The sequence below is a fragment of the Leisingera sp. S232 genome (genome assembly GCF_049800895.1).
In the GTDB taxonomy this organism is placed as follows: domain Bacteria; phylum Pseudomonadota; class Alphaproteobacteria; order Rhodobacterales; family Rhodobacteraceae; genus Leisingera.
Genome location: NZ_JBNAFX010000023.1, coordinates 29,456 through 42,573 on the forward strand (window position 1 = coordinate 29,456; position 13,118 = coordinate 42,573).

9 protein-coding genes are annotated in these 13,118 nt (G+C 62.9%); 5 read left to right on the top strand and 4 right to left on the bottom strand.

The features are described from left to right. The first annotated feature begins 133 nt into the window (after positions 1-133). The 5 genes from ACP151_RS14085 (at position 134) to ACP151_RS14105 (ending at position 5,821) form a co-directional block, all read left to right on the top strand. Complete coding sequence (locus ACP151_RS14085; protein WP_424979537.1) at positions 134-1,276, top strand: M24 family metallopeptidase; 1,143 nt, start codon at positions 134-136, stop codon at positions 1,274-1,276. A 169-nt stretch (positions 1,277-1,445) separates the two neighbouring features. Continuing rightward, a complete protein-coding gene (locus tag ACP151_RS14090) occupies positions 1,446-1,745 on the top strand; it encodes an FtsB family cell division protein (RefSeq protein WP_424979538.1) in 300 nt (99 codons plus the stop codon). 367 nt (positions 1,746-2,112) lie between these two features. Further along, complete coding sequence (gene pdhA, locus ACP151_RS14095) at positions 2,113-3,102, top strand: pyruvate dehydrogenase (acetyl-transferring) E1 component subunit alpha (protein ID WP_424979539.1); 990 nt, start codon at positions 2,113-2,115, stop codon at positions 3,100-3,102. A 16-nt stretch (positions 3,103-3,118) separates the two neighbouring features. Next, on the top strand, positions 3,119-4,495 hold the full coding sequence (locus tag ACP151_RS14100) for a pyruvate dehydrogenase complex E1 component subunit beta (protein WP_424979541.1): 1,377 nt from the start codon (positions 3,119-3,121) through the stop codon (positions 4,493-4,495). A gap of 15 nt (positions 4,496-4,510) precedes the next feature. Then, entirely contained in the window at positions 4,511-5,821 is a 1,311-nt protein-coding gene (locus ACP151_RS14105) for a pyruvate dehydrogenase complex dihydrolipoamide acetyltransferase (protein ID WP_424979542.1), read from the top strand. A 74-nt stretch (positions 5,822-5,895) separates the two neighbouring features. On the opposite strand, the gene ACP151_RS14110 is transcribed toward ACP151_RS14105, so the two are convergent. From ACP151_RS14110 to ACP151_RS14125, 4 genes are all read right to left on the bottom strand, one after another. Then, positions 5,896-6,588 carry an HD domain-containing protein gene (locus tag ACP151_RS14110; RefSeq protein WP_424979543.1) on the bottom strand — a complete coding sequence of 231 codons (693 nt, stop codon included), beginning with the start codon at positions 6,586-6,588 and terminating at the stop codon, positions 5,896-5,898. Between the two features lie 1,110 nt (positions 6,589-7,698). Continuing rightward, positions 7,699-8,520, bottom strand: a complete 822-nt coding sequence (cysE, locus tag ACP151_RS14115) for a serine O-acetyltransferase (RefSeq protein ID WP_424979544.1) — start codon at positions 8,518-8,520, stop codon at positions 7,699-7,701. 369 nt (positions 8,521-8,889) lie between these two features. Beyond that, complete coding sequence (locus ACP151_RS14120; RefSeq protein WP_424979578.1) at positions 8,890-9,198, bottom strand: hypothetical protein; 309 nt, start codon at positions 9,196-9,198, stop codon at positions 8,890-8,892. Next, entirely contained in the window at positions 9,195-13,109 is a 3,915-nt protein-coding gene (locus ACP151_RS14125; protein ID WP_424979545.1) for a baseplate multidomain protein megatron, read from the bottom strand. Before ACP151_RS14125 ends, ACP151_RS14120 begins: the two co-directional genes overlap by 4 nt. Positions 13,110-13,118 lie beyond the last annotated feature (9 nt).

The following is a 13,118-nucleotide window of genomic DNA, read 5'->3' on the forward strand; positions in this document are numbered from 1 at the left end:
CTGCCCTGCGCAGCATCGCGCCCCGGCCTTCCCGCCGGGGCGTTTTTTTGTCTTGGGACAATAAAACCTTTGCCGCACGCCACAGCTTGCCTCTAGCGTCGATCTCAGAAATCTGGATCAGGGAGGCACCGGGATGTTTCAGGAACGCATGACCCGCCTGCGGCAGAAAATGGAAGAGACCGCGATTGACGTGGCTCTGATCACCGATGACGACAGCGTCTATTACCTGACCGGGTATTACGACTACCTGCATATGGAGTTTGGCCGCCCGACCATTCTTGTGATCCCGCGCGACGGGCAATCCCTGCTGATCACCCCGGTGATCGATGTGGTGATGGCCGAGGAAGTGGCCCATGTGGACCGTATCGCAGCCTGGAACGACGGTGAAGGCGCCGAGTGGCGCGCCGAATTGCCCGGCGCCGTGGTCGGCGCTGCCCGCATCGCGCTGGAGCCTGACCACATGCCGCCGATGGTGCGCGCCTGCGTTGATGACCTTGCCGGGGCCAAGGACATCACCAGCATCATCCCGGCGCTCTCCGGTCTCAGGATGATCAAATCGGCAGAGGAGCTTCAGCTGGCCCGCCACGCAGGCCAGGTTGCAGGTGCCATGATGGCCGCAGGCCGCGGCGCCATAGCCGCAGGCGTGCCGGAGTTCGAAGTCGCCATCGCCACCTCCCAGGCTGGCACCCGCAGCGCTGCGGATCTGCTGCGCGCCCATTACAGCGACGCCAACATGTCCCCCGCCACCCATTTTCTGCAGATCATGGCATCCGGTCGCGACATAACAAAAACCCACCACCGCGCCTCCACCCGCGTCATGCAGCAGGGAGAACCCGTCTTCCTCTGTTTTTGCGGCATGACCAATTTCCACCGCTTCAAACTGGGGTTTGACCGCACCTTCTGGATTGGTGAGGCAGACCCCGAACAAGCCCGCATCTACGACGTGGCCGTTGCCAGCCAGAAGGCCGCGCTGGACGTTCTCGGCCCCGGCGTCGAGGCGCAGGCGGTGCATCGTGCCTATGCCGAAGTGATCCAGGACGCAGGCTTCAGTTACCCGTTCCGCTGCGGCCGTGCCACCGGCTTCAGCTTTCTGGAACGCCCGCAGCTGGTGACCGGCGACACCACCCTTTTGCAGCCCGGCATGGTTTTTGCGGTCGACGGCTCCGTCTCGACCGACACATTCCGTGCTCAGGTCGGCGACAGCTTCATTATCACCGACAGCGGCTATGAGCAGATCACCAACCATCCCAAAGCACTGCAGGACATGATCCTTTGACCGCCCCGCATCTGCCGGACCTGTGCATTGGCTCAGGCTCAGGTCCAGAAAATCACCCCTGTGGACAGTTTTGGGATTCCCAAGCCGATTCGCCTGTGGCATAGTGGTTTCAGACGCCGGCAAACGGTGCAAAATACAACGTAAGCAGTAACATACAGGCACCTCCAAAGTGACCCGAAGCAACCGCCCTTCGTTGGGCGCCATCGCCTTTTTTGCCATCGCATTTGCGCTCAGCGCTTACTTCACCTTTGCGGCGGTGCAGGGCGACTTCGGTCTGTTCAGGCGGGTCGAGATCAAGGCCGAAGCAGAAGAACTTCAGCACGATCTCGGCCGTCTCCAGTCCCGCATTGGCGGGATGGAAAACCTGACTCGCCGCCTGTCCGACGACTACCTCGACCTCGACCTCCTCGACGAACAGGCACGCACGGTTCTCGGTCTCGTCCGCGCGGACGAGATCGTGATCCGCTGATCTGTCCCGCAGATATTGCCGCCGACCCCACAGCAGCCGGCAGCAGGGCATTTCCAGCAACCGAGCCTTTGCGGCGGCATAGGCCGTCCCGCCCGGCAGGACGCCATAACTGAAGCCAACAAAATTTCCCGTAGAGACAATCGCTCCGCCCCGCCTTTGTAGCGCGGGACTCCGGGTCGGCGGCGCGCTCCAGGCCAGCGTGCGCGCGCCCTGCAGCAACCGCTAGTTGTTGTAGATTTACGCGCCCTGCCACGGATCTTTACCCCTGCTTCACCCCGCGGCAGAATAACACTATTCAGCCGCGTCAAAACCGGCTATCAATTTGTTTAACACTAAACTATCTAGCCTTCAGGGGGAGCTGACCACCATGGCCGCTAGAAAAAGCGCTAAGAAACCAAACGTTTCTGCCGAAGAACTGAAAAAACACTACCGCGAGATGCTGCTGATCCGCCGATTCGAGGAAAAATCGGGCCAGCTCTATGGCATGGGGCTGATCGGGGGCTTTTGCCACCTCTATATCGGTCAGGAAGCGGTTGTTGTGGGTCTCGAGGCCGCAGCCGAGGATGGCGACAAGCGGATTACCTCTTACCGCGACCACGGCCATATGCTGGCCTGCGGCATGAACCCCGACGGGGTGATGGCCGAACTCACCGGACGCGAGGGCGGCTATTCCAAGGGCAAGGGCGGCTCCATGCATATGTTCTCGAAAGAGAAACATTTCTATGGCGGCCACGGCATCGTCGGCGCTCAGGTGCCGCTGGGCGCAGGCCTGGCCTTTGCCGACAAATACAAAGACAACGGCCGCGTGACCTTTGCCTATTTCGGCGATGGCGCCGCCAACCAGGGTCAGGTCTACGAGACTTTCAACATGGCCGCCCTGTGGAAGCTGCCGGTGATCTTCGTCATTGAAAACAACCAATACGCCATGGGCACCGCCCAGCAGCGGTCCACCTCCAGCGCCGAGATCTGGGAACGCGGCAAGGCGTTCGGCATTCCGGGCGAAGCGGTGGACGGCATGAATGTCCTGTCCGTAAAAGACGTCGGCGAGCGCGCCGTGGCCCACTGCCGCAGCGGCAATGGGCCTTACATCCTCGAAGTAAAAACCTACCGCTACCGCGGCCACTCCATGTCGGATCCGGCCAAGTACCGCACCCGCGAAGAGGTCCAGAAAATGCGCGAGGAGCGCGACCCGATCGAGCAGGTCCGCGAGATGCTGCTGACCGGCAAGCACGCCACCGAAGAGGATCTCAAGGCGATCGACAAGGAGATCAAGGAGATCGTCAACAAATCCGCAGATTTCGCCAAGGAAAGCCCCGAGCCCGCCCTGGACGAACTCTGGACCGACATCTACGCCTGAGAGGGAAGAACAAGACATGGCAACTGAAATCCTGATGCCCGCCCTGTCGCCGACCATGGAGGAAGGCACCCTGGCCAAATGGCTGGTCAAGGAAGGCGATACCGTAAGCTCTGGCGATATCCTCGCCGAAATCGAAACCGACAAGGCCACGATGGAATTCGAAGCCGTGGACGAAGGGACCGTCGGCAAGATCCTGATCGGTGAAGGCACCGAAGGCGTGAAGGTGAACACGCCCATCGCCGTGCTGCTGGAAGACGGCGAAAGCTACGATGCCACCGCATCTGCTGCGCCCGCTGCCAGCGAAGCGCCGGCGGCCGGGACACCTGCGGCGCCCGCAGCCCCCGCCGCTGCTGCCGCGCCCCAACCGCTTGCCTCGGTGACCCTGGAACCGGATTACCCGGAAGGCACCGAGATGGTGCAGACCACTGTGCGTGAAGCCCTGCGCGACGCCATGGCCGAGGAAATGCGCCGGGACGAAGACGTGTTCCTGATGGGGGAAGAAGTCGCCGAGTACCAGGGCGCCTATAAGGTCAGCCAGGGCCTGTTGGACGAATTCGGCGCCAAGCGGGTGATCGACACTCCGATCACCGAACACGGCTTTGCCGGCATCGCCACCGGTGCAGCCTTTGGCGGCCTGCGCCCAATTGTCGAGTTCATGACCTTCAACTTCGCCATGCAGGCGATTGACCACATCATCAACTCGGCGGCCAAGACGTTGTATATGTCCGGCGGCCAGATGGGCGCCCCCATGGTGTTCCGCGGCCCCAATGGCGCCGCCGCCCGTGTCGGCGCCCAGCACTCCCAGGACTATGCCGCCTGGTACATGCAGATCCCGGGCCTGAAGGTGGCGATGCCCTACTCCGCCGCCGACGCCAAGGGCCTGATGAAAACCGCAATCCGCGACAACAACCCGGTGATTTTCCTCGAGAATGAAATCCTCTATGGCCAAAGCTTTGAAGTGCCGAAACTGGACGATTTCACCGTGCCGTTTGGAAAGGCCCGGATCTGGCGGAGCGGCTCGGACGTTACCATCGTCTCCTTTGGTATCGGCATGAAATACGCGCTGGAAGCCGCCGACAAACTGGCAGAGGACGGAATCTCAGCCGAGGTCATCGACCTGCGCACCCTGCGCCCGATGGACCTGCCCACTGTCATTGCCTCGGTCCAGAAGACCAATCGTCTGGTGACCGTCGAGGAAGGCTGGCCGCAAGGTTCCGTTGGCAGCTACATCGCGTCAGAAGTGATGCAGCAGGCGTTTGACTATCTGGACGCGCCGGTTGTGACCTGCACCGGCAAGGACGTCCCGATGCCCTATGCCGCCAACCTGGAACGCCACGCGCTGATCACCACGGATGAGGTGGTCGCAGCCGTGAAGCAAGTGACCTACCGGTAAGGGAGCGCGAGAAGTATGCCCACTGAAATCCTGATGCCCGCGCTTTCTCCTACCATGGAGGAAGGCACCCTGGCCAAATGGCTGGTCAAGGAAGGCGACACCGTCTCCTCTGGCGACCTGATCGCCGAGATCGAAACCGACAAGGCCACCATGGAATTTGAAGCCGTGGACGAAGGCGTGGTTGGCAAGATCTTGGTGGCCGAAGGCGCTGAAGGCGTGAAGGTGAACACGCCCATCGCCGTGCTGCTGGAAGACGGCGAAAGCGCAGATGCCATCGGCAGCACGCCTGCCGCAGCCGCAGCACCAGCCGCACCGGCAGCAGAGCCGGGGCCCGCAGCCCCCCCCTCTCCTGCCACGGCGGCTCCTGCCCCGGCGGCACCGGCAGCATCCGATGGCAGCCGTATTTTCGCCTCACCCCTGGCGCGCCGCATCGCTGCGGACAAGGGCCTGGACCTGAGCCAGATCAAAGGCTCCGGCCCCAAGGGCCGCATCGTCAAGGCCGATGTGATCGACGCGCAACCGCAGGCCGCCGCACCCGCCTCCGCTCCGGCACCTGCCGCAGCAGCGCCTGCTACGTCGCCCACCCCGGCCGCAGGCCCCTCCGCCGATATGGTCGCCCGCATGTATGAAACCCGTGCCTACGAGGAAGTCTCTCTCGACGGCATGCGCAAGACCATCGCCGCCCGCCTGACCGAGGCCAAGCAGACCATCCCGCATTTCTACCTGCGCCGCGACATCCAGCTGGATGCGCTGCTGGCGTTCCGCGCCCAGCTGAACAAGCAGCTTGAGAGCCGCGGCGTGAAGCTCTCGGTCAATGATTTCATCATCAAGGCGGTTGCGCTGGCGCTGCAGGCAGTGCCGGACGCCAACGCCGTCTGGGCCGGCGACCGGGTGCTGAAAATGAAAGCCTCCGATGTGGCCGTGGCCGTCGCCATCGAGGGCGGGTTGTTCACCCCGGTCCTGCAGGACAGCGACAGAAAATCGCTCTCGACGCTCTCGGCAGAGATGAAAGACCTGGCGTCGCGCGCCCGCGAGCGCAAACTGGCACCGCATGAATACCAGGGCGGCAGCTTTGCCATTTCCAACCTTGGCATGTTTGGCATCGACAATTTCGACGCCATCGTGAACCCGCCGCACGCAGGCATTCTGGCAGTGGGCGCAGGCGTCAAGAAACCTGTGGTGGGCGCCGACGGCGAGCTGAAGGTCGCCACAGTGATGAGCGTCACCATGTCGGTCGACCACCGCGTCATCGACGGCGCCCTGGGGGCAGATCTGCTGAAAGCGATCGTCGACAACCTGGAAAACCCGATGGTGATGCTGGCCTAAGAAAGCCGCGACATCACAAGAACTGAAAAAGCCGCGGCCTCATCGCCGGGGCTTTTTTACTGGGGCCAGTCTCGTCAAGCCCTGGGTATTTCCGGGGCTTCGTCAGATGTGACTTTCGTTAAAGTTGCGGCTGCCTTTATCGCTGATGGGTCATGTCCGGCTTGTATCATCTTGTGTTCCGCTCTTGACCTGATGACTGCCAGAAGGGCTCTCAGAGAGGCGTCATATGCGCATTCAGCGTCCATCTTGGTATATACGAGACCAAATTCCTGTTCCGTCCAGGTTTGCATGTCCGCCAGATTATGCTGGAGCTGTACCTCCAGCTTGTCGAGCGCCCTCGCGAACTTAGCTTCAGGGGTCTCGCAGTCTTCGTATTCGCGCCAAAGTGCCAGCAACAGTTCTCCAGAGGCACTGGGAAGCATTGCCTGCATCTGTTTCATGGCATCGGCTTCGTCCTGGAGCTTGGCATCTTTGCGAGAGCTTTCCTCAAAATACGGAATATCCCCTGTAATCGCTTCGGCGATATCATGCAGGGCTATCAGCTTAAGTGTGTGACCTAAGTCTACGGGATGTTCGAGATAGGGTGACATTAACACTGCAGAAATCGTCATCAGCCATGTATGCTCTGCCACGCTTTCCTGTCTGCCGTTTGAAAGCCAGCTGTGGCGCATTTCAGTCTTTAGGTTCTCTGCCAGCTGGATGACATCAACAATTCCTTGCACATCAGAAAGTTCCAACGCCCTTTGACCTATGCCAGATTCTGCCATCTCAATTCTCCCTTTGCGGGAAAGCGAATGGACCTCTCAGGGGGACGCCAGCGTGTGTTTGACGGCTCATCGTTCAGAGAAACTTGATAGCCAGAGCGCAGGCTGTCGTCGCAATGCCACCGCTTGTTGCAGCTGATCCCGGCTGGGGTCTTGCTTCTCCTCGAAGTCAGAACAGGACCGCTCCATGATAGGGCCGGAAGAAAAGCAATCCCAATCATTTCTCCGGACGACAGCCAACGCCACGGTCTACCCCGCCCCGAGATTGCCTGCCCACACCCCCGCCGCGTGGCACCATTCGGCAAGCCTCTATCCGTGCCATCACTTTGGACTGGCTCAGATTGACATGCCCGGGATCCTTGTCAGAGCGAGCGGCCCTGCAAGGTTGCGAGCGCTTCAAACAGGCGCACCAAATCCCGGATCTATTTTGGTGGCTGGCTTTGAAATGCCAGCCGGATGTGTGGCCAAGTTGAACGCTTGGCCCAATTGCACCGGTGTCACAGGATTGATCTTGGGCTGCCCCCCTCTGGGCATTGCAGGCGTCATCTGCCGGACAATGGGAAACATCCTGCCTTCGGGTCGTGCCTCACGCCAATTCGCCCGCAGCAGATCAGGCAGATCAGGCGACAGCATCACCTCCCGATCCTTCCAATCCTTCCGCCCCTTGCGCCCCTTGCGCTGATCAACATGAATGCGCATCCAGCCACTGTTCACATCAAAAGGCTTGAGAGTGCATTCCTGCGCCCCCCGCAACCCAGCACCATAGGAAATGCTAGGCGCCGCCCGACACTTCTAAGCAGCTCAAAGACTTCCTCGACACTCAACCCCACCCGTGACATCCGGGGCCGGGTACAGAACTGCATGTATGTCTCGTCTGCAGGTCTTTCCGAACAGAAACCTCAGCATCATGATCCGGGTGTTGCAGGCCGTCAGCGCAACACCAGCTACAAACGCCGATACCGCGACAGCGGCGGCGTCCTCATCCCGCGCAGGGCTCGCTGAAACGCAAAGCGCAAAACGCCCGCCCCCCATCGGACCCAAAAAGGGAAGCGAACCCGCTTCCCCTTCAACTTTCCCCAAATACTCAAAATACCAGGCCTGCCGCCAGGCGTTTCACTCTGCGGCTGGCGATCCCGCCGGCACCACCTGGTCCATGTTGATAGAAGGCTGGTCGCAGCCTGCTTCGCCAACGATCCTGGCAGGCACCCCGGCCACTGTCGTGCAGGGCGGTATTTCCTGCAGCACCACTGATCCGGCGGCAATGCGGCTGCAGTGGCCGACCTTGATGTTGCCCAGCACCTTTGCGCCGGCACCGATCAGCACCCCATCGCCGATCTTGGGATGGCGGTCCTCTTCTTCCTTGCCAGTGCCGCCCAGAGTCACCGAATGCAGCATCGACACATTGTCACCCACCACCGCGGTCTCGCCGATCACAATGGAATGGGCATGATCGATCATGATCCCCTTGCCGATGCGGGCGCCTGGATGGATGTCGATCCCAAAGATTTCAGACGTGCGCATCTGAAAGAAAAAGGCCAGATCCTTTTGCCCCTGATCCCACAGGTAATGGCTGACCCGGTAGGCCTGCACAGCCTGGAAGCCCTTGAAATACAGGATCGGCTGCAGCAGCCGGTGGCTGGCAGGGTCGCGCTCGTTGATCGCCATCAGGTCGGCGCGTGCTGACTCCACCAGTTCCGGGCAGGCCGCATAGGCATCGTCCACGATTTCCCGCAGGATCACCATCGACATCTCATTGGACGACAGTTTGGCGGAAATCCGGTAGGACAGCGCCTTCTGCAAGGACTTGTGATGCAGAATACAGGCATGGATCAGCCCGCCCATCAGCGGCTGGGTGGCAACGGCCTCCTCAGCTTCGCGGGTAATTCGGCTCCAAACGGGATCCACCGGGGTAACAGCTTGCTGTGTTTTTGCCATGGGCCAACGTCCTTTCTGCGCTCAGACTACCCATCTAAGGTGCTTTGCAGCAAACGCAAAGCTGTGATGAGGCATATTTTTGATATGAATGAGTCGGGCGGGAACCGCGTGGAAACATCAGACCACCGCCCGTCTGGCAGCGCTGGCCGCCAAAGACACCCCGGGCCAGAAGTCGAAGGGCGTGGATGCGCCGCCGCCACTGAAGGCGCGCGGTCCGGTGCGTATGAATACCTGCCAAGCCCCGGCGATGGCCAAGGCGCCAGGCGCGCCGCCGCCAACTTGCGCCCGCCCTCAGCAATCCCGCCGCGCCGCTGCCGCAGGCAGGCAGCGCCGGGCCCAACCGCTGGCGGCGCAGGTTTCCTGCGCGGGTCAGCGGGCGGGAGCTTCCCCACTCCTCTCATGCGCCGCCGCAAGCTCCCGCAGCACCAGCCGGGTGCACTGCAGATAATGCGGATCATCCAGAAAAGGCTCGTCCGCCAGCACGTACCGCCGGGCTGCCGCGTTCAGACTGCCGTCGCCCCAGCGCGGATGCAGACGGCCAATCAGCCGGCAATGGGCCGCGGCCTCAACTGCGCCGCCGAAAATGCGGCGGCACAGAGCCGGGCGCTCAGGGGGCGGCACCATCAGCAGCGCCCGCGCAACCGCCGACACATCGCCGGGCAGAACCGGGCGCATCAGCCCAGCTCGGCCCGCGCCGCCGGCCCGGCGCCAAACCGCGCCGACCGCTGCGCCACTTCCAGAATATCGCCCGCCTGCGCGCCATCCAGCACCTGTGCCGCCGCCGGATAGGTCCAGAACGGCGTGGCAGAGCTTGCCTCCCGCAGAACAGTGCCGCCGCGCATCACCCGGATGCGATAGGCTTCAATCTCCTCGCCCAGCGGCACCTCCTCCAGGTCCCAGCTGTCCCCCTCAACCCGGCTGCGGCGTATCCAGCTGACAGGGATATCCGTGCCAAGCCCCCCTGCCAGCCGCAGATGCACCGGTGCATAGGGGCGCAGGCCGATGCCTTCAAACGCTTCCTGCAGATGCACATACGACGGATCTTCCAACGCCCGCCGCGCCGGGCCGATGCGATAGTGCCGCAGACGGCGGCGCTGCTCCGGCGCCAGTTCTGCCTGCACCAGCGTGCCGTCCAGCAGCACAATATAGGAGCCCGCAGGCCAGACCTCCGGCATCACCGCATCCGTGCCCTGCTGGCCGCGCAGCCGACCGCGCAGCAGATAGGTCTGCGGCGCAATCAATTCAGCCTCACGGAATTGCAACAGCTCCCAGTTGCCCGGGCTGCCGTCGCCGATGGCAGCCACATTGGCGCCGTTCAGCACCGCCGCAGCCGAGCGGCTCTCCAGGTCGCCAGAGATCAGCCTGACCTGCAGGTCCGCACCCAGATCCCAGCGCCCGGCCCCGGCTGCAAACAGCGGTGTTTGGGTGACCCCCACCACCTGCCGCGCCGCGATCACTTCTTCCAGAACATAATTCTCATCCGCTTGTGACCCGTAGACCGCCACACTCCCCGGCCAGGCCCGCGCCGTCACCGCCAGATGCGGCGCATGCGGCACCTCATCCCCGCGTATCAGCGGCAGATCCAGGAACAAGGGCAGCACCGGCCCGGGCGCGGCAAAGGCGTTCACCCCCGGCAGCTCCTCTGCCACCGCCGCCAGATCATAGGTGCCGGGCTCGATCCGCACTGCCTCCACTGTCTGTGCTTCGGCCTGCTCCACCCGGTCGATACGATACAGCTGGTCCCTGCCCTCCAGCGGCAGCGCGATCACATCCCCGGCGCCCAGATGCAGCAAAGAGGGCGGCAGCGCAAACCGCGCAATATCCCGCGAAACCCGCGCTTCCGCCAACCAGCGGCTGACAGTCTGACGGGCTTCCGCGCGGGTCATCGCCAGCGGCAGCTCATTCTGGCTGACGCTGTGGGTTGCCTCATCCGGCAGCACCGCCTCCACCGAGCCGGCCGCATGATCGCCGCCCCATTCGGTGAACCGAAGCCGCACCCGCCCTGCCAGCTCCGCGTCGCCAGAGCGCGCCAGCTCCAGGCTGCCGCCGATCTCGTCACTGTCGGCCAAATGCTCCAGCGCCAGCGCCTCTGCGCCGGTTCCCTTGCGCATCCGGAACATCAGCACCCCGTCCCGCTCCACCGCGTCAAACCCATGCCGCAGCATCAAGGGCTGCAGCGCCGCACGCGCATCTGACACATCCGGGTTCGTAAACCCATGCACCACGCCGTTCAGCCCGGTTACATCGATCTGATCCAGCCCGGCTGCACGGCAAATCTCCTCCACCACAGAGGCCAGCGTGCGCTGCCCGGCCCGCCCGTTCAGCCAATGGCCACGCAGATAGTTGTCGCCGTCGTTCCAAATCTCCACCCGCGATGGAAAGGCCGGAAAAGGGCGCGCGTCCCAGGCCCAGACATAGGCATTGGACAGATCCAGCATCCGCCCTTCATATTCCTCTGACAGCGGGTTGTTCGCATCCTCGCCCCAGTGGCCCAGAAACGCGCGCAGATATTGGATCTGCATCAGATCATCCCGCAAGCCATTGGAGTAACGCGGAAGTTTTGATTCCGAACTTTTCGGGTCCAGGAATTTATTCGGCTGATTGGTGCCTTTGTCGATAGCAGCACAGCCGAGCTCCGTGAACCACACCGGTTTGGACTGCGGCACCCAGGCGGTGGGCTGCGCCTGCCGCAGGCCGCCAATGCGCTCGTGATGTTCCTGCATCCACCAGCTGCGAATATCCTTGTAGCGCCACACCCAGGGCTCATCATGCGCCCCGTCGGTAATCGGGGTGCGGATCTGCGCTGCCCGCGCTTCTGGTGAATGGTAATACCAGTCAAACCCTTCGCCGCCCTCCACATTGCCGCGAAGATACCCGGTATCATAGATCGACGGCGCCCCGGCCTGTGCGTCCAGGTGGTTCTCCTCATCGCGCCAGTCGGACAGCGGCATGTAATTGTCGATGCCGATGAAATCGATGTTTTCATCTGCCCACAGAGGGTCCAGATGAAAGTAGCGGTCGCCCTCGGGCGACTGATAGCCCCAGTACTCCGACCAGTCTGCGGCATAGCCGATCCTGGTGTCCGGCCCCAGCAGCAGCCGCACCTCTGCCGCCAGCGCCCGCAAAGCCGCCACCGCCGGGAAACCCGCAGCGCCGCGGATCTGGGTCAAGGCACGCATCTCGGAGCTGATGCAAAAGGCCTCCACCCCGCCTGCGGCCGCGCATAGCGCCGCATTGTGCAGGATGAACCGGCTAAGGCTCCACTCTGGCGGTCCGGCATAGGTGACGCTGCCATCACCCAGGGTGAAATCCGCAGCGGTGACGGTCCCGAAAAACGCCGCCACCTCTGCGTCCGCCACGGCGCTGCCGTCAGGTGAGCCGCCCCGACCCGGTGCCTGCGACAGGGTAATGCGCCCACGCCAGGGCAGATGCGGCTGGCTGGCGCCGCCGGTCCAGGGATCGGGCAGCGTGTTGCCTTCGGCCTGATCCATCAGAATGAACGGGTAAAACATCACCCGCAGGCCGCGCGCCTGCATCTCGCGGATCGACTGAACCACCGCGGCATCTGCCGGGGTGCCGCCATAAAGCGGCACACCGTCCTGTTTCAGAACCTCCTCCGCCTCCGCGCGGGTGACGCCGCTCACGGTCCAGGGGATGCTGCCTTCGGCGTCCTTATGCTCCACCTTGGGCTGCAGCGTGCAGCTGCCACAGCGCAGATCACCGCCGAACCATGACACAATCAACGAGACCGCCCCGCAGGACGGCAGCTCCGCCTCCAGCGCATTCAGCGAGGTCTTGAGGTCGCTTAACCCCGAGGGCGTATGTTCATTGGCCGGTTTGGCGTCCCCCGGCCCTCCAGTATACTGCACCACATCCGAAGCCAGCGAATACTCGCCAGAGCCGGGCAACAGGGCAACGCCCTGCACGATCTGCCCCAGATCCTGGTCAAAGGTGCTGCTGGCGGGCTGTTCGGGGCGCAGCACATCAAAGGAAAACTGCGGCACCCGGTTGCCGAACCGCGCCAGATCCAGGTTTTCCATCACCACATAGGCGGTTCCGCGATAGGCGGGCACCTGGCCTGCGCCTTCGACCGCCTCCATCACCGGATCCGGCAACTGATCTGCCGTGCCGCGGTAGACGGTCATGTTCAGATCCTTCGGCGCCACTTCCTCGCCATCGGCCCAGACCCGCGAAACACTGGCGATTTCACCGCCGCACAGCGCCACCGCCAGCGATACCGTGTAGCTGTAGCTGGTCACCTGCGGCTGGGACGGCCGGCCCTTGCCGCCGCCGCCGCTGACAGTAGAGGTTTCCAGAAACCGCGAAGACCAGATCACCTGCCCGCCCAGCCGCATCCGGCCATAGACCTGCGCCATGGGCGCGCCGGCACTTGCCTGGGTCAGACGAAAACGGTCCACTTTGCCGGTTTCCACCGGATCGGCACCGGAGCCCAGAAGGCGCTCGTCGATCATCCGGCCCAGGGTGGCGCCCGCCGCACGGCCGATCACGGCCGAGGACAGGCCCGCCACGGTGCCGCCAATTGCGCCGCCAACCGCCGCACCGGCCGCAGAGAGAAGAATGGTTGCCATCAGATCAGC